The organism is Corynebacterium sp. HMSC078A10 (assembly GCF_001811565.1).
GTDB classification, from domain to species: Bacteria; Actinomycetota; Actinomycetes; order Mycobacteriales; family Mycobacteriaceae; genus Corynebacterium; species Corynebacterium hesseae.
In genome coordinates, this window is the sequence record NZ_KV805218.1 from 13496 (window position 1) to 30960 (window position 17465).

Genomic DNA, 17465 nt, shown 5'->3' on the forward strand with positions numbered 1-17465 from the left:
ATGTTCTGGGTAAAGTGGATTTCATCACATGTCCGCTACCAGGCTAAGGAGCGCCATCATGCGCGAGATTTTCCTCGCACCCAGCGACTCAACTGACACCTCGCTCGTCCTCCGGGCCGAGGATGGTGAGGAGTTCTTCCTCGAGGTCACCGACGAGCTTCGCGAGCTTTTCGCTCCCGCCGACTCCGCCGACTCCGACTCCGACTCCGACTCCGCGAAAGAGGCATCCGACCACACCACGCACGAGGCCGGGAACGCCACCGACGATTCCTCCCCCACTTCTGCACAGGCTTCGCGCTCTGCTGGTTTGCACACCGTGATGCCATCTTCTGGTGGCTCCCCTTCCTCTCCGCAGACTCAGCACACGCAGCAGGCGCAAGAAATCCGCCTGCGCCCCAATGAGATTCAAGCCCGCATCCGCGCCGGTGCCAGCGCCGCTGAGATCGCCGAGGAGCTCGACGTTCCGGAATCCCGCATCGAGCCTTTTGCGCACCCGGTGCTTTTGGAGCGGGCGCGCATTGCGGACGTCGCCAAGCAGGCGCACCCCATCCGCGAGGATGGCCCGGCCAAGCTCACCCTGTGGGAGATCCTGGCCACCGCATTCGCCGCACGTGGGCACTCGCTGTCGGAGGCAACATGGGACGCCTACCGCCATCAAGGTGAACCGTGGATCCTGCGCATCACGTGGAAGACGGGGCTTTCCGCCAACGAAGCGGAGTGGACCTTCAAGCAGACGATGTCCTCCCCGGCCACGGTGGAGGCACGCAATTCCGTGGCCGCAGACCTGACGGACCCGGACTTCGTGCAGCCGGTGCGTTCGCTGACCTCCGTGGGCCGTGGCGAGCGCTATGACGAAGCCATCGATGGGCGTGACTACGCCGAGGGCCGAGAGGTCAACGAGGACGCGCGCGCTGGAGCCCCCGGCGTAACGGAACTGTCTTCCTACACCGGCAACGCAAATGAGAACACTGAGGCGGAGGCCGACGTCACTGCCGAGCCTTCCGTGCTTCCCTCCCCGCGCGGTGGGGAGCACCCCGCCGAAACCGGCGCCGATGAAAACGCAGATGCCCGCGACGAGGGCGCGGCGGCACAGCCGGAGGAGAAGGAAACGGGCGTAGATGAGGACTTCCTCCAGAACCCAGATCCGGAACCCAAGCCTGCCAAGCGCCGCCGCAAGGCCGTCACCCCGCACTGGGAGGATGTGCTGCTCGGCGTTCGTTCCTCTACCAAGCGCCCCCGCGATTAACGAGTAGCCTGCCGTGGATACCCAAAGCGCCGTTCTCACTCTCTGGTACGTCACCGCCGCCGATCCCGCCGAGGTTCTCCGCGGAGAGCCCAAGGCTGACCGCGGTTTCGGCCGCAAGTTTCTCGCTCAACTCAACCCCTCCCTACCGGTAACGCCTATCGGGCAGTTCCCCCTAAACCGTTCCGCCGAACCCGGCGCGAGCGAGTTCTACATCGGCGGCTACCCCGGTGTGGCCGTCGTGCAAACCATCATCCATGATGACCAGCTGATCCTCTCGCAGCTCTCCCGCACCCTGCGCGAGGCCGTGCCGGCAGAGGAGATTTACGCCTTCACCTCTAACCCAGAGACTGGCTATGCCGGCTTTGCGCACTGGACGGGCAGCCGCCTGCGCCGCTCCCTGTGTGGAACGCGCTTTAACCTCTACGAGGATCATGGCCTGCCCGAAACCTTTGAGGCACCTTACTGGGCCGGGGAGATGGACGAGCCCGCAGGTGGGATTGCCCTGCCCTTTGAGCCGCTCACTATCACCGAAGCTGCCCAGGAATTCTGGCTGGGCATCGAAGTGGGCGAGGACGGCCCAGACGTGGACGTCGTGGGCTATGCCACCGACGGCCGCCCCGAGCCCAAGGTCGATACTCCCCCACCGCGCCGCACCGTGGCTGAGGTGGCCACAACCTCAGTGGCGAAGCTGGGGCTCAACGATTATGACGACTACGAAGAGCACGACCTCGAGCCGGAATCCACCGGCGAAGAGATTGTCCGCACCGCCAAGCACCTCGGCGGACTCGTGCGCCGCTATGCGGTGTCGACGTCACGGAGCCTCTGGGAGCGCTGGCGCTCGTAGAAGGCAATGGCCGCCGACGTCGCCACGTTGAGGGAATCCGTGCCCTCCGCCATGGGGATACGCGCCCTCACATCGGTCGCGCGCATGGCATGCTCGGTCAGGCCTGGGCCCTCCGCGCCAACCAGCAGCGCCACCTTATCCGCACCCTCCAGGGCGTCGGCGATATGCACGGCGTCCGGATGCGGGGTCAGCGACACCAGCCTGAAGCCCTGGTCGCGCAGCTTCTCCAGCCCGCGCTGCCAGGTGGTAAAGCCGCCATCGAACCGAGCCCAGGGCAAACGCAGCACGTGCCCCATGGAAACGCGCACCGAGCGCCGGTAGAGCGGATCCGCAGCTCCCGAGCCTAAGAGGATGCCGTCGACATCCATGCCCGCGGCGTTGCGGAAGAGCGAGCCGATGTTCTCATGATCACCCACACCTTCCATGATGGCCAAGGTGCGAGCGCCCTCAATGACTTCATCCACGGTCCAGGCCTCTGCGCGGTCAGCCGCGGCAACCAGCCCACGGTGCATGTCGAAACCGGTGACCTCCCCCAACGTTGCTCGAGTGACCTGATAGACGGGAAAATCGCCAACATCGTGGTTCGCTAGGAACGTGTCGAGCTTTCCTTCAAAGCCGATGATGCAGCGCACCGGGAATCGTGAGGCCAGCAGGCGCTCCACGCACAGTGGGCCCTCACCAAAAACGAAACCCTCGCCGGACTTGTCCGCGTGCTTGAGATCGCGGATATCGTCCAGGCGAGGGTCTGTGGGGTCATCGATGACAAAACGCATGGCCCCTAGTTTAGGCACAGGGCCACGTGTTCTCCCCAGGCGGGCTATGCCAGCAGCGAGCTGATGGGCTCCATGGCGAAGTAGACCACGAAGAGGGCGGCCACGAGCCACATGATCCAGTGCACCTTCTTGGCCTTGCCGGCAAAGGTAGCCATCAGGGCATAAGCGATGAAGCCCACACCAATACCGTTAGCAATGGAGTAAGTAAAGGGCATGACCACGATGGTGAGAAAGGCCGGAATGGCCTCCTCCATGCGGTTCCACTCGATGTCCTTGAGCTGTGCCGCCATCATCACGCCCACGACGACGAGGACGGGGGCCGCTGCCTCAATGGGCACGATCTCGTAGAGCGGGGTGAGGAACATGGCCAGCAAGAAGATCACACCGGTCACCACGTTGGCCAGGCCGGTGCGGGCACCGTCACCGATGCCGGCCGCCGAATCAGCAAACACTGTGTTGGAGGAGACCGAACCGGCGCCACCGGCAACGGCGCCAAAGCCCTCAACCACCAGGGCGGTCTTCATGTTCGGAAGGTTGCCCTTCTCGTCCACGAGGTTGGCTTGCTTGCCCAGGCCGTTCATGGTGCCCATGGCGTCGAAGAAGTTGGTGAGCAGCAGGGTGAAGATCAGCAAGACCGTGGAGACCACGCCGAGTTTGGTAAAGGCGCTAATCGGATCGACCTGACCCACAATCGAGAGATCCGGCAGACCACCCAAAGAACTGGGTACCTCCGGGGTGGCCATGCCCCAGTCCTCGGAACCGGTCAGCGCCTGAATGATCATGGCGATGATGGTGGTAATGACGATGCCGATGAACAGTCCGCCGCGGACCTGGCGGATGACGAAGAAGGCGGAGAGAATCAGGCCCACGACAAAGACGAAGGCCGGCCACGTAGCGATCGAACCGTTAACGCCCAGGCTCACCGGAACAGTGGTCATCGCGGCATCCGGCACGCGGGTAACAAAGTGACCATCCACGAAACCGATGAGCGCGATGAACATACCAATACCCACGCCCATCGCTGCCTTCATGGAGGCCGGGATGGCATCGAAGACGGCCTGGCGGAAGCCAGAGATGGCCAGCAGGACGATGATGATGCCTTCGATGACGACGAGGCCCATCGCCTCGCGCCATTCCAGGCCGTTGAGGGAAACCATCGTCACGGCGACGAAGGTGTTCATACCCAGGCCCGCAGCCATGGCGAATGGGTAACGGGCGATCATGCCGAAGGCGATGGTCATGACGCCGGCCACCAGTGCGGTGGCGGCGGCGACCTGCGGGATGCCCAGGGTGGTGCCGGCAGCGTCAGCGGACGTGCCCAGGATAAGAGGGTTGAGGAGGATGATGTAGGCCATCGCGAAGAACGAGACCACGCCGGCGCGGACCTCGGTTCCCACGGTGGATCCGCGTTCGGAAATCTTGAAATAGCGATCGATAGCTGCGTTCATCGTGAGAGAGCGCCCCTTCTATCTAGAGAAGTGAAGTTTTACCTGCTAAGGGTGCTCCATCCAGGCACTAAAACGCAAACCCCGCACGCTGCGTCGTTGCTGCGTGCGGGGAGAAAGGCGAGCCTCTTAAAAGATCGGCTTCTCATCATCAAAGGGACGCTCCTGCTCCGATCCCTCCTCACGGATGGTCGTGCCGGAATGCGCACCGCACCCGTAGGTGGCGTGCACCACTTTCCCGTCCGCCGAGTATTCATTGGCACAGACGCCGTAATTAGGTATCAGCTCAAGATAGAAAGCACAGGTTTTGCACTGCAGCTGCGCCTGCGCCGCCATCTCCGAATTCGGCCCATACTTCTTGCGCCAGCGATCCTTAGCTTCCTTGAGGCCTGCCTCGGAAAGCTTCCCATCATCAAGCCTTTCATCATCGGGCGCGGGCGGCATGAGGTCGCCCGGCCCAAGGTCCCCTGGGCGCAGGCGCTCGGAATAGGGCACCCATTCCGGCGCCTGCAGGGCCTGGCCACCGGGAACCAGCGCGACCTCGTTAACGGTCGGTGTACGCGAGCCCTCCGCGCAGGCGACGACGGCATGCCACTCCCACCCCGGATAGCCCGGCACGTGGGCGTCGAAACGGTGAGTGGCCACGTTGCGGCCTACTCCGGCAACGCCGCGGTGCTTGCCGACGTCCCCCTCACCTACCTCTTCCACGGCCCGGCGCGCCAAGTCGACGGCGGTCGAATCGAGAAGCGGGGAATGCATCTTTTTCTTGCGAGTCACCCTCCCATTATTAATCACGCACCAAGCCATAGTGCACAATGACAGTCATGGCCCTCCCACACCTCACTCTCGCGTCTCGCGCACTCGCTGCAGCTCTCTCCGCCGGCGCTCTCCTCGCGCCGCTCACGTCGTGCTCCTCGCAGCCCGCAGGCGATCACGCGGTGTCGCCTGCCTCTTCGGTGTCGTCTGCATCTTCGACGTCGTCTTCCTCGTCGATGGGGGACGATGGGACGTCGCCAAGCGCACGCTCCCCAGAGCGCTTGGGCGTTACCGTCTTGGACACCGCACCCCTGCCACCCGGTACCTTTACCCAGGGCCTGGAGGTTAACCCCGATGGCAACCTGCTGATCGGCACCGGGCTCAACGGCAAGTCCCGCCTGCTGCGCCTCAGCCCGGGTGCAGAGGCCCCGCAAGAGGAAACCTCACTTGAAAGCTCATTCTTCGGCGAGGGAATCACGCAGACCGACGCCGGCATCTGGCAGCTGACCTGGAAATCCGGGGCAGCTTTCCTGCGGGATTCCGCCACCTTTGAGGAACTGGACCGCGCTAGCTATGACGGCGAGGGCTGGGGCCTGTGCAACGCGGGATCCGAACTCATCATGTCCGACGGCTCCGCCAAGCTGCGTCACCTCGATCCGAAGACCTTCGCAGAGCTCGGCCCGCGCACCGAAGTCACCCTCGACGGCGCCCCCGTGGATAACCTCAACGAGCTTGAATGCGTCGACGGTGCGGTCTATGCCAACGTCTGGATGAGCGAGGATATCCTGCGCATCGACCCGGAATCCGGCGCTGTCACCGCCGTGATCGATACCGCAAACCTCAACCATTCCCCTTCTACGGATCCCAACGCCGTCCTCAACGGCATTGCCCGAATCCCGGGCACCGACGAGTTTTGGATCACCGGCAAGCTCTGGGATGAGCTGTACCGGGTGCGCTTCGAGTAGGATTCTCAGCCATGGCTACCGTGAAGCAAGCAAGGAAGAAGTCGCTGCTGCAGTTTCTGGCGCTCATCATCGCCGTGGCGGTCATCGTCGTGGCGGTGGTGCTGTTCCAAAAGTGGAGGAATGACCGCCCGGGCCCCGAGCCACAGGACGTCACCATCACGGCCACGGTGGGCTCCGACACCCTTGACGTTGCACCCTATAGCGTCTGCGAGCCTGGCACCGACTGCAAGGAAGGCGAAGTTCCCAACCTCACGGTGGGCCCCGATGACACCCTGAAGTTGGAGATCCCCGAGGCCATCTCTAACCACGAGTGGTCCGTGCTGTCCATCTATGATGACGCGGCCGCCAATGACAGCACCTCTCACGGCGCCAACGAGACCACCTCGCTGGACATCCCCGGCTCTGTGCCGCCGATTGAGGCCTCCACCGGTGAGCGCCCCAAGCTGATGGTGGTGGAAATTTCCACGCTCATGATTGGCCACGATGCCAATGGCGAGGAAACCCCGATGCAGACGGTGTGGTCCCTGTCCACCATGACGGATGAAGAACTCAAGGAGTCCAAGGCCACGGGCGAAGCACCAGCTGAGAAGTAGCGCCCCGCCCCACCGATCGACAAAGTGCCCTAGCTGCCAAACTTAGGGCTGATCATTCAAAAATCAGCCTAACTTTTGGCAACTAGGGCACTTTTCAGTCATCGGCCTACGAATGTAGGCCGCCCCTTAGCTATCCAAGTCCTTGGCAATAGCGCGCAGAATCTCAGCCACCTGACGGCCGGTCTTGCGCTCTGGGTAGCGGCCCTGGCTCAGCACGGGCTGCACTTGGGTTTCGAGCAGCGTCATGACGTCGGAAAGCATGCTCGACAGCTCCTCCGGCTTGCGGGCCGGGGTACGACGGCGCGGGGAATCAAGGACCTTCACGCGCAGCGCCTGCGGGCCGCGACGGCCAGCAGCGAAGTCGAACTCGATCCGCTGGCCTTGATACAGCTCATCAACGCCCTTGGGCAGCACGTTGCGGCTAACGTAGACGTCTTCATCGCCGGGGTTGCTGACAAAGCCGAAGCCCTTGTCCGCGTCATACCACTTCACTTTGCCGATAGGCATGGTTCTTCACTCACTTTCTTTCCGTCTCTCCTCTTATGAAAGCTTAGGCGCTGCCATGCGCCAGGCCTATAGGCCGCAAGCATTCCGGGACGAGGAGGCGCGGCGTAATTAATACTGAAGCGGCCGCGCGGAGGAACTATCCGTGGAACTTATAAAGAGATACATCTTAACCTCCCCACGCTCCGCCAGAGAAACTTGCCCCAGGGTTCACCCCATCAACCACACCCATAACATGCGTGATGTAGCTAACATTGCCGCCGCGAACAGGGGAAACATAGATAAATTGCCATGATTGTTACCGTTTTGGAGCATTTAACGTGACTGTTTCGTTATAAACCGCTACTCTTTCCCACAGGCACTTCGGCCACCGGCCGTGGAAGTCTCGCCCCAGACACAGTCCGGGCTTCCACTAGGCGGCCGCACATGATGTGCATGACTATGAACATCAACTGCAAGAAACCATGCCGGACTGGGCATCATCTGGGCGCGAGAAAGCAAGAACAACCTAGAGAAGGAATACTTTAATGGGACGCCACTCCGCTAAGAACAAGTCCATCGCCACCAAGTTTGCCGCCTCCACCGTTGCCGTGGGCGCCGCCGCAGCCATCATGGCACCGAACGCTGCCGCTGCACCGGATTCCGATTGGGACCGCCTCGCACAGTGCGAGTCCGGCGGCAACTGGGCCATCAACACCGGCAACGGTTACCACGGCGGCCTGCAGTTCAACGCTCAGACCTGGCAGGCCTACGGCGGCGGCGAGTTCGCTCCGACCGCTAACCTGGCAACCCGCGAGCAGCAGATCGTTGTTGCTGAGCGCACCCTGGCACAGCAGGGTTGGGGCGCATGGCCGGCTTGCTCCGCAAGCCTGGGCCTGAACTCCGCCCCGACCCCGCGTGATGCAAGCGCAGCCGCAGCCCCGGCCGAGGAGAAGACCGCTCCGGAGGCTCCGGCTGACGCCCCGCAGGCCGTTCAGGAGGCCGCTGAGGAGCCCACCGATGAGCTGGCTTCCGACGCCCTCTACTCCCTCATCCAGGACACCGCCACCCAGTACGGCCTGACGATCCCGGCATCCTTCACCGAGCAGTACAAGGCAAACCGCCACGACTTCAACGCCTTCTACTCCGCCAACCGCCACGTCATCGACCCGCTGGCACAGGTTCTGGCTGCACGCTAAGCAGCGCGCAGCGCCGTGCAAGCACGGCACATCGAGGCAAAACTCTAACTACATAAAAAGAGACTGGATGGTGTCCTCCATCCAGTCTCTTTTGGTTTTGCTTAAACCTTTTCCTCAACGGCAACGTCTTCCTTAGCGCGCGACCTATCGAAGGCCAGCAACACTAGACCGACAACGATCCACAGCCCCAGTGCCCACCACGCATGGACGGCACCATTGCCATCAAAGAAGGACAGTGAACGGACCAAGTGGCCCGTCGCGCCGATGGGCATCCACTGCCCCAGCGTCGACCACCCGGCAGGAAGCAGCCATGGTCCCGTCGCCAGACCCGACAGCGGGTTCGCCAGGAAGATGGTCGCCACAGCACCGATTCCGATGCCCGCGGCCCCCATCACTCCCGCGAGGCCGGCGGTTACCGCAGAAGTCGCAAGGATACCCGCTGCGATGGCCATCCACTCGGCAGCGAAGCTGCCACCGAGGGTTCCATAAACCGAGTGCAGCATCCACGTAGCAATAAGCGCACCCACCAGCGCGATACCAACGAGCACTCCCATCTTGATCCACTTCTTACCACGGAATGCAAAGGTGGCAATGACAGCGGAAATAATGCCACCAAAAGCTAGCGGAAGGCCAAGCAATGCAATGCCGCTTGCCTGCGGGTCCTCCTTCGTCGTCGGTGCCAGCTCCCGCTTCTCCACGGTCATCCCCTGAGCCTCGAGCTGGCTCGCAAGACCGTCAACCATCGCAACGTAGGGAGCACCATTTCCCGCGGCCGTGAAAGCATTCGCGCCCTGAGGAGAGATAGCGAGGCCGCCAACAGCCTCACGCTGTAGCACCGCGTCTCGCACCTCCGCCTCGCCGTGCTTCACGACGATCTCCGGGGCCTCATCCCCAGCCGCGCTCTCAATCTTCTGCGAGATGCCATCGAGCATGGGCTCCGGTACAGAGACCGCAATCGGCACTCCGGCTGGCCCGGATGCAAAGGTGGGCGCCAAGAATGCCCACAGCATGAGACCGATAACGATGGGGATCCCCACGATGGCAGCTATCGATTTCACAGCAACCGATGGCTGCTTTCTTTCCCGACTTTTCACCGCTGACATTACATAGCCTCCAAACGGAACAGGATGTTTCACTTACAAAGTGGAGCATAGTGTTCCGTTTGATATGATGCAAGCCGTGAGACAAGATGCAGCAGAAAACAAGCAAGCCATCGTCGCAGCAGCCAGGCAGCTGCTCATCACCGAGGGACCGGGCGTATCCATGCGCTCAATCGCCAAGAAAGCTGGCGTGGGCGTCGCCACGGTCTCACGCCACTTCCCCGAGCGGCTCTCCCTCATCGTTGCCATCACCAGCGCGGAGGTAGCGAACATCAAGGAAGAGGTGGACAGCCACCTGCAAGGCTTCAACGAGGACCCCGAAGGCACCTGGCGCGATATCATTCATCGCATCGCCGGCCTTAACTTCGCCGCCGTTGTTCAAGCTGCGGCAGCCGAAATGAACACTGCTGCGTTCTCAGACGATGACGCGCAGAAGATCGCTGCCCATCGCACAGCAGAACTGAAGTCGATCTACCAACCGATGATCGAACTCGCGCGGCAAGCAGGCCTCTGCCCCGAGTCCCTCACCCCACTCGAACTTCACATCGGCATCGGTCTCATCACCCGCCCGCTGCCCAGAACGCCAGTGAGCACCGACTACCTATCAGGTATACAAGCCCAGCTCATCGATACGCTGCTCGACGGCTTTAAAGCCCAAGCCCGTGCCGACTAGTTCCCGTGCCGACTAGTTGAGGCGCAAGTACATTACAAACACGTATAGCCCCACCGAGGAGAACATTCTCGGAGGGGCTGAAAGCAGGCCAGTCAGGCTCAGCACATTCGCTAAGTGAAGCGCAGATTTCTGCGCGCCAACTTAGCGGTTGATGCGGGTGTACGGGTGTACGTAGTTCAGCTTCTCTGCCGGCATCGGCAGAATCAGATCGTCACCATACGGGCTGGATGCGCCAGCAAACGGTGCAGTGATCTCAGTAATGACGTGCTCGCGGGGGCTGTTCTTCGGCCAAGCCGGGGATACGAAGCCTTTGTTCTCATTCGACATGCTCCTTATTATTCCAAACCCTGCGCCGAAAAGTAACTTAATCACCCAACGAGGGCCCCATCCCTCCCCCGCCTACTAAACTTGATGGCCATCATGACCTCCCCCTCAAACCGCGCCCACGTCACCGAGAGCTACCGCGAATGGCTCAGCCAACTACCCGCTGAAGACTTACGCGCCCTGCTGAGCAACCGCAGCGATGTTCTCTCCCCCGCACCGAAGGACTTCGACGCGCTGGCCTCGCGCCTGACACTTCCGATGCACGTCGCGGATGCTTTGGCGGCAAGCAACGCCGAGCAGCTCGCTGCCTTGGAGGACATCGCACAACGCGGCGGCGAGGTCGACATGGTGGAAGACACCAACCCTGCAATCACGAAACAGCTCAAGGAGCGCGGCCTCGTCTTCGGCAACGCCCCGCAGGTACGCATCGTCACCGCGGTGATGGGCTCGCTTCCCACCGGCTGGTCGCTGCGCAATCAAGTCGAGTTCGACGCACAAGACATCGAAGCGCTCACTACAGAAGAGCGCCACATCCTCGACGCATTGGCCAAGGGCGATGGCGTGGGATACACCACTGACACCGAGCCGGATATCAACTCTGACGACCCCGCCAAGCGCCTGCTGGCCAAAGGTTTCCTGGAGCGCATTAACGCCCACTCAGTACGCCTGCCGCGCGCACTTGCCCGTGCACTGGTTGGGGACGCCACCCCGCCCATTCCCACTACTCCCTCGGGCCGCGCCGGCACCCCGGAACCGGATTCAAAGGCAGACGACGCCGGTGCCGCCGCTGGTCTCGAGGCCGTGCGTGGCATGGAGAGGCTCATCGAGTTGCTCGGTAGCCACCCGGTCGCGCTGCTCAAGGATTCTTCGGTGGGCGTTCGCCCGCTCAACCAGTTGGCGAAGGACCTCGCCTTGGATAAAGAAGAAGTCGGGCGGCTTATTGCTCTAGGACACCACGCCCGGCTTCTCCACCGTGGCGAACCGGATGGCTTAGAGGGCCACTTCCTCGCCCCCACCACCGGATCCCAGGAATGGCTCGAGGCCGATCTCGGGGAGAAGTGGCGCATTCTTCTCGACGCCTGGCGTACCTCCCCCTGGGCCACGTGGAGCGATACTCGGGTGCTCGCAGACGACAGCTTTGTGCGCCGCCTACCTCGCTTCCGTAGCTTCGTCCTGGGTGTCTACGCTCACTCCGCAGTCGCGCTGAACACCGAAGAGTTTTGGGAGGATCTGCGCTTTCGCTCCCCTCTCTTTGCCAGCCACACGCGCACGCTGACCATTGAGAATCTGCGCGCCGAAGCCGAATGGATCGGTGCCATTGCGCTGGGCAAAGCTACCAGTGTGCTGGCTGATTCCGCCGCGGCCGCCAGCCTCGTCCCCGATACCGTCAGCGAATTCATCATCCAACAAGATCTCACCGTCCTCGTGCCCGGCCCCCTTGAGCCAGACACGCACCGCACCCTCGCCTCCATGGCTGACCTCGAATCCCCAGGCTTGGCCAGCGTGTACCGCATCAGCGAGTCCACCATTCGCCGTGGCATGGACCAGGGTCTGACCGCCCAGGAAATGACCGACTTTTTGGAAAAGCATTGCCCGACGGGCGTGCCGCAGGCGTTGGAATTTGCCATCGGGGACGTCGCCAAGCGCCATGGCACCCTCCGCAGCGGGCCGGCGCTCTCATACCTTCGCAGCGAGGACCCCGCGCTGCTAGAGCTCGCCGTTGCCTCAGTCCCCGACCTGCGCCTGCTCGCGCCTACCGTCGCGGTATCGCAACTGCGCGTGGGCGAGTTGCTGGAGAAGCTGCGAGCAAAGGGCCTATCCCCCACCCCGGAGGATGAATCCGGCGCTTCCCTTACCGTCGCCCCCGAGCCCTACCTTTTGCCCACGCCCCGCACGAAGCCGCGCAAGCACGAGCCCGCCTCGGTGGAGCAGGCGCTTCAGGCTTTGCAGAAGTCATGGCAGGATCCGAGCCAACACCAGGAGGAGGAGCCAGATCCGCTCACTCTGGCCCGCGCCGCCGCGCGCTTCCACGCCGATATCGTGATTTCCTATGCCGATAAAAGCGGCGATATCCGCACCGTGACCGTGACACCACTCTCCGTTGAGGGCGGCTACATTGATGCCCTAGGCGCAGCGGGCAAACCCGTGCGCTTCCCGGTACACCGCATTTCCTCCGTCCGCTTCGCCGACAGGGATTAAGTCCCTCCCTGACGCACAGAGTAGAAAGGCCCCATCATGCCCGGACCGCTCATCGTCCAATCGGACAAGACCGTCCTCCTCGAGGTGGATCACCCCCAAGCCAACGAAGCTCGCGCAGCACTCGCGCCTTTTGCTGAGCTGGAGCGCGCGCCCGAGCACATCCACACCTATCGCATCACCCCGCTAGCCCTGTGGAATGCGCGCGCCGCCGGGCACGATGCCGAGCAAGTCGTCGACGTTCTGGAGAACTACTCCCGCTTCCCGGTGCCGCAGGCGCTGCTGATCGACGTCGCCGAGACCATGTCGCGCTACGGCCGCGTGCGCCTGTTGGCCCACCCAGCCCACGGTCTCATCCTCGAATCGGACGAGCCCGTCATCCTAGAAGAGCTCACGCGCACCAAAAAAGTCAGCGAACTTCTGGGCCCGCGCATCGATGACAGCACCATCGCCGTGCCGCCTTCCGCACGCGGGCGGCTCAAACAAGAGCTGCTCAAAGTCAGCTGGCCCGCCGATGACCGCGCCGGCTATGTCGACGGCGAATCCCATCCCATCGCGCTGAGCACCGAGGAAGTGGACTGGCAGCTTCGCGACTATCAGCAGTATGCCGCCGATTCCTTCTGGTCCGGTGGCTCCGGCATCGTGGTCCTGCCCTGTGGCGCGGGCAAAACCATCGTGGGTGCTGCCGCCATGGCCAAAGCACAGGCCACCACGCTCATCCTCGTGACCAACACCGTGGCCGGGCGCCAGTGGCGCGATGAGCTGCTGCGCCGCACCAGCCTCACGCCAGAGGAGATCGGTGAGTACTCGGGGGAGAAAAAGGAAATCAAGCCGATTACCATCGCCACCTACCAGGTGGTCACCCGCAAGACCAAGGGCGAATACCGTGCACTCGAGCTCTTCGATTCCCACGACTGGGGCCTCATCATCTACGACGAAGTGCACCTCCTGCCGGCCCCAGTTTTCCGAATGACCTCCGACCTACAATCGCGCCGCCGCTTAGGACTGACCGCCACACTCATCCGCGAGGACGGCCGCGAAGGCGATGTCTTTTCGCTCATCGGTCCCAAGCGCTATGACGCGCCGTGGAAGGAGCTGGAATCCGCCGGCTACATCGCCACCGCGGACTGCGTCGAGGTGCGCGTGGACATGACGCAGGAGGAGCGCCTGCTCTATGCCACGGCACAGGCGCGGGAGACGTACAGGATTGCGGCGTCGGCAAGCGCTAAGCTGCGGGCCGTCGACAAACTGCTGAAGAAGCACGAAGGTCAGCAAGCACTCATCATCGGCGCCTACGTGGACCAGCTGGAGGAGCTCGGTGAGCACCTCGACGCGCCCGTCATCGACGGCAAGACATCCACCGCCAAACGCGAAAAGCTCTTCCAGCAATTCCGCGAGGGCGAGCTTCCTACCCTGGTGGTCTCCAAAGTCGCGAACTTCTCCATCGATCTCCCCGAAGCCGCCCTGGCCATCCAGGTTTCCGGCACCTTTGGCTCCCGCCAGGAGGAAGCCCAGCGCTTGGGCCGCCTGCTGCGCCCGAAGAAGGATGGTCAGGAAGCAACCTTTTACACGTTGGTGGCGCGCGAATCGATCGACGCGGAATACGCCATGCACCGCCAGCGTTTTTTGGCCGAGCAAGGTTATGCCTACCGGCTGGTGGACGAAGTAGACTTGTGAGCTGATGAAGATTTTCAAGTTTGACGTCAACGAAGACTTTGCTAAGAAGAACAACGAGCTCCTGCGGGATTCCTCGCGCCTACGCAATTCCGGCCTCATCATGGGCTTGGTTCTTATCCTCGGAGCCCTCGCCGTTTACTTCGGCATGGATGCCGTCTGGCGCATCACGCTGGCCGTCGGCATGGTGCTCTTCGGAATCTTTTGCGCCGTTGTTGGCATCATGGCCTCGCGCAAGGTCGGCACGGCACAAAAGCTCTATGATTCTTATCCGCTAGCCCCGGCCGTGGTAGCGGAGGTTAACGAGCGTGACATGGTCCTCATGGCCTTGGTGAACACCAATGTTGACCCGAAGGCGCCGCCGCGGTGGGGCGCATGTCTGCGCACGGTCACGAGCATTCCAGGCATCAAGCGCACCGTGGGCACCAAGGTCCCGGTGGCCGCGGTCTCCGGCCAGCGCAGCTCAAGCGATAAAGACCACTGGCAGCAGATCACCCCGATGCCGATTGCCTGGGGCACCCCGGATGCGGAAACCGTGACGATTGCCCGCAAGTCCATTCCGGAGGATCAGTGGCAGCGCCTCGAGCGCGCACGCAAGCGTCTTTCTGATGTGAAGGCTACGAAATACGATCTGTTGGTGCTTTAAATGACTGTTCACAGGCTTCAAGAATTTGACGAAACCATCTTTGCCACGATGACCGCGCTTGCCGTGGAGCATGACGCGGTGAACTTGGGCCAGGGTTTCCCCGATAGCGATGGCCCACGGCGCATGCTGGAGATTGCCCAGGAGAATATCGCCGGCGGCAATAACCAATACGCTCCCCTGCGCGGGGTCCCAGCACTGGTCGACGCCATCGCAGAGACCTACTCCGTGCCGCAGGATCACGTCGTGGTCACCGCCGGTGCTACCGAGGCCATCACCGCAACAGTTTTGGGCCTCGTGGAGCCCGGCCAGGAGGTCATCGTCCTCGAGCCTTTTTACGACGCCTATATCGCCGCCATCGCGCTTGCCGACGCCACCCGCATCCCCGTCCCTTTAAAGGAATCCGGCAACAGCTGGGACATCGACGTTGCTGCGGTTCGTGCTGCCGTGACGGACAAGACCGCCATGGTCATCATCAATACCCCGCACAACCCAACCGGTTCGGTCTTCTCCCGCAAGGCACTCACCGAGCTTGCCGAGCTCTGCGTGGAGAAAGACCTCCTCGTGTTAGCCGATGAAGTCTACGAAAACCTCACCTTCGGCACCGCCGAGCACGTCAGCATCGCCTCCCTGCCGGGGATGGCCGAGCGCACCGTCACGGTGTCTTCTGCCGCCAAGTCCTTCAACTGCACTGGGTGGAAGACCGGCTGGGCCATTGCGGAGCCTAAGCTTCTCGACGGTGTCATCAAAGCCAAGCAGTTCACCACCTTCGTCTCCACCACGCCCTTCCAGCCCGCCGTGGCGCATGCCCTGCGTTATGAACAAGAATGGCTGGACGGCATGGTGTCTGAGCTTGCAGAGTGCCGCGGCATCCTAGTGGAAGGGCTAGAACAGTTGGGCTTCCACGTCCACGACACCGGCGGCACCTACTACGTGGTTGCCGATATCTCCCCCACCGGAATGACCGGCGTGGACTTCTGCATGCAGCTGCCCGCAACAAAGGGCGTGGCAGCCATCCCGCTGGCCGCCTTCACGGACAACCCAGAGCCGTGGAAGTCCAAGGTTCGCTTTGCCTTCTGCAAGCGTCCGGAGATCATCCGCGAAGCGGTGCGCCGTCTGATGCACAATTGCTAGAAAAGCTCTCCGGGGCTGTATCACCAGCATCCCCGACCGGAACGGGGCAAACTCTGTATTGTGGCTCACATGTCACAGCAACATTATGAATACGGCTTTGGCTCTCCCACAGAGAGATTCGAGCTGGCGGTACGCCATTCATTCGTCACAGACCCAACCATCAAAGAGCAGAACGTCGAATCCATTACCTTCTTCGCCGTCTGGCAAAAGGACGCCGGCTTTATCTACGTCAATGTCGCTGAAATCACGGGTGCACCGCCCTTTGACAGGGTTCTGCGTTATAGCGAAGCGCACGAACGCATTCACCAGAATCTGTTGCTAGACCTCTTTCCGCCCAACTTTGCGGGTGAACTGCATGGCCTGCAGCAAGCACAGGAGGCTTTCAACGCCAGCAACATCGTGGCAACGTTGCTGGTCGTGCGCTATGACTACAAGCTGGATAGCTTTACGTATGACCGGAAAGACTACCCCGACCACTACACTCCGCCGAGTAACCTCGAGGAGCTCTCTCCCATTGCACAGGATTTGAAAGACCAGAGCCACAAGAACGCACAATCTGGCCAGTTCTCCTACCCGGCTTTGGACTACGCCATACCACCCGCAGCCTATGGGAATGGCACCAACGGCGACGATGGTGGATTAATCAAGCAACTCATCAACGACGTCAAACCATCCATTCAGCTTTTCAACCAGACCACCAGTGGAGACTGGGACGGTTTCGCCATGAACTTTGTCGTGCGCAAGGCAACGGGAGGTACCTCCCTCCGCCAAGTTGATGCGATCTTCTGCTGGAATAACGGCAGCTATCGCATCGCCCCTATCCCTCGCCGCGAGGTCCACAACAGTGCAGTTGCGCTCATCGAGCAACAGTCCTACGGGCAAGAATTCGAACTAGCGGTCATCCGCCTCAAATACCGTCAAGAGGACGGCTTTGCACTGAGAATCGAGTGGAACGGTGAGGCTATCCCATTTGTAGGCTCTCCGCTGAACAGCAAGAGCTTAGTCCATAACGAATGGCCCTTGTAATGGGAGTCCGCGGCGATACGACCTAGTTGCTGCTCGCGTTTTGGAAAACGCCCGAAGGCCCTAGACATCACACGACGTCTAGGGCCTTCAGGCTTGTTGTATTGAGTTGTTTGTTGTTGTTTGGTGTCGGCGGTTTCTTACTCTCCCACAACCTCCCGGTTGCAGTACCATCAGCGTTAGCAGGCTTAGCTTCCGGGTTCGGAATGGGTACCGGGCGTTTCCCTGCTGCTATAGGCCACCGACAAACACTTAGGGCAACGTCTGGTTGCTGGTGTTGTGTCAGATACTGTGTAGTGGACGCGAACACGGCAGTGATTATTGTTTATCGTGTTTTGTTGTTGACACACCCTAAAGAATGAGTGTGTGTGTTTGTTTTGGTCTATTAGTACCA

Annotated in this window: 17 protein-coding genes and 1 rRNA gene; 11 read left to right on the forward strand and 7 right to left on the reverse strand. The window is 61.6% G+C overall.

The window, feature by feature from the left end; translation table 11 throughout:
- Positions 1-58 precede the first annotated feature (58 nt).
- The gene (gene sepH / locus HMPREF2808_RS09480; protein ID WP_070624528.1) at positions 59-1246 is read left to right on the forward strand and encodes a septation protein SepH; all 1188 of its coding nucleotides are present in this window, start codon (positions 59-61) and stop codon (positions 1244-1246) included.
- A 13-nt stretch (positions 1247-1259) separates the two neighbouring features.
- The gene (locus HMPREF2808_RS09485) at positions 1260-2090 is read left to right on the forward strand and encodes a DUF6928 family protein (RefSeq protein WP_070624529.1); all 831 of its coding nucleotides are present in this window, start codon (positions 1260-1262) and stop codon (positions 2088-2090) included.
- Here the strand turns inward: HMPREF2808_RS09485 and HMPREF2808_RS09490 are convergent.
- From HMPREF2808_RS09490 to HMPREF2808_RS09500, 3 genes are all read right to left on the reverse strand, one after another.
- Entirely contained in the window at positions 2042-2863 is an 822-nt protein-coding gene (locus HMPREF2808_RS09490) for a TrmH family RNA methyltransferase (RefSeq protein WP_070624530.1), read from the reverse strand. The two genes, HMPREF2808_RS09485 and HMPREF2808_RS09490, sit on opposite strands and share 49 nt — an antisense overlap.
- A gap of 44 nt (positions 2864-2907) precedes the next feature.
- Positions 2908-4311 (reverse strand): NCS2 family permease, encoded by a 1404-nt coding sequence (locus HMPREF2808_RS09495; protein WP_070624531.1) that lies wholly within the window; start codon positions 4309-4311, stop codon positions 2908-2910.
- A gap of 126 nt (positions 4312-4437) precedes the next feature.
- Positions 4438-5067 (reverse strand): DUF3027 domain-containing protein, encoded by a 630-nt coding sequence (locus HMPREF2808_RS09500; protein ID WP_371325876.1) that lies wholly within the window; start codon positions 5065-5067, stop codon positions 4438-4440.
- 56 nt (positions 5068-5123) lie between these two features.
- On the opposite strand from HMPREF2808_RS09500, the gene HMPREF2808_RS09505 reads away from it, so the two are divergent.
- On the forward strand, positions 5124-6029 hold the full coding sequence (locus HMPREF2808_RS09505; RefSeq protein WP_141752599.1) for a glutaminyl-peptide cyclotransferase: 906 nt from the start codon (positions 5124-5126) through the stop codon (positions 6027-6029).
- Positions 6030-6040: 11 nt separating this feature from the next.
- Positions 6041-6622, forward strand: coding sequence for a DUF2771 domain-containing protein (locus tag HMPREF2808_RS09510; RefSeq protein ID WP_070624532.1), 582 nt, complete (start codon positions 6041-6043; stop codon positions 6620-6622).
- 126 nt (positions 6623-6748) lie between these two features.
- On the opposite strand, the gene HMPREF2808_RS09515 is transcribed toward HMPREF2808_RS09510, so the two are convergent.
- A complete protein-coding gene (locus HMPREF2808_RS09515; RefSeq protein ID WP_070624533.1) occupies positions 6749-7129 on the reverse strand; it encodes a cold-shock protein in 381 nt (126 codons plus the stop codon).
- Between the two features lie 524 nt (positions 7130-7653).
- Between HMPREF2808_RS09515 and HMPREF2808_RS09520 the strand changes: the two genes are divergently transcribed.
- Positions 7654-8304, forward strand: a complete 651-nt coding sequence (locus HMPREF2808_RS09520) for a resuscitation-promoting factor Rpf1 domain-containing protein (protein ID WP_070523053.1) — start codon at positions 7654-7656, stop codon at positions 8302-8304.
- Between the two features lie 101 nt (positions 8305-8405).
- Here HMPREF2808_RS09520 and HMPREF2808_RS09525 read toward each other — a convergent pair whose 3' ends face one another.
- The gene (locus HMPREF2808_RS09525; RefSeq protein WP_232748464.1) at positions 8406-9362 is read right to left on the reverse strand and encodes an ABC transporter permease; all 957 of its coding nucleotides are present in this window, start codon (positions 9360-9362) and stop codon (positions 8406-8408) included.
- 112 nt (positions 9363-9474) lie between these two features.
- Between HMPREF2808_RS09525 and HMPREF2808_RS09530 the strand changes: the two genes are divergently transcribed.
- Positions 9475-10077: a TetR/AcrR family transcriptional regulator gene (locus tag HMPREF2808_RS09530; RefSeq protein ID WP_246818558.1), complete on the forward strand. Its 603-nt coding sequence runs from the start codon at positions 9475-9477 to the stop codon at positions 10075-10077.
- A gap of 141 nt (positions 10078-10218) precedes the next feature.
- Here the strand turns inward: HMPREF2808_RS09530 and HMPREF2808_RS09535 are convergent, their stop codons facing one another.
- Complete coding sequence (locus HMPREF2808_RS09535) at positions 10219-10404, reverse strand: hypothetical protein (RefSeq protein ID WP_070523044.1); 186 nt, start codon at positions 10402-10404, stop codon at positions 10219-10221.
- A gap of 93 nt (positions 10405-10497) precedes the next feature.
- On the opposite strand from HMPREF2808_RS09535, the gene HMPREF2808_RS09540 reads away from it, so the two are divergent.
- The 5 genes from HMPREF2808_RS09540 (at position 10498) to HMPREF2808_RS09560 (ending at position 17074) form a co-directional block, all read left to right on the forward strand.
- Positions 10498-12600 (forward strand): helicase-associated domain-containing protein, encoded by a 2103-nt coding sequence (locus HMPREF2808_RS09540; protein WP_070624540.1) that lies wholly within the window; start codon positions 10498-10500, stop codon positions 12598-12600.
- Positions 12601-12636: 36 nt separating this feature from the next.
- A complete protein-coding gene (locus HMPREF2808_RS09545; protein ID WP_070624535.1) occupies positions 12637-14274 on the forward strand; it encodes a DNA repair helicase XPB in 1638 nt (545 codons plus the stop codon).
- Positions 14275-14278: 4 nt separating this feature from the next.
- The gene (locus HMPREF2808_RS09550; RefSeq protein WP_070624536.1) at positions 14279-14917 is read left to right on the forward strand and encodes a DUF3239 domain-containing protein; all 639 of its coding nucleotides are present in this window, start codon (positions 14279-14281) and stop codon (positions 14915-14917) included.
- On the forward strand, positions 14918-16048 hold the full coding sequence (locus tag HMPREF2808_RS09555) for an aminotransferase class I/II-fold pyridoxal phosphate-dependent enzyme (RefSeq protein WP_070624537.1): 1131 nt from the start codon (positions 14918-14920) through the stop codon (positions 16046-16048).
- Positions 16049-16117: 69 nt separating this feature from the next.
- The gene (locus HMPREF2808_RS09560; RefSeq protein WP_070624538.1) at positions 16118-17074 is read left to right on the forward strand and encodes a hypothetical protein; all 957 of its coding nucleotides are present in this window, start codon (positions 16118-16120) and stop codon (positions 17072-17074) included.
- Between the two features lie 124 nt (positions 17075-17198).
- On the opposite strand, the gene rrf is transcribed toward HMPREF2808_RS09560, so the two are convergent.
- A 5S ribosomal RNA gene (gene rrf, locus HMPREF2808_RS09565) occupies positions 17199-17317 on the reverse strand.
- Between the last annotated feature and the right edge of the window lie 148 nt (positions 17318-17465).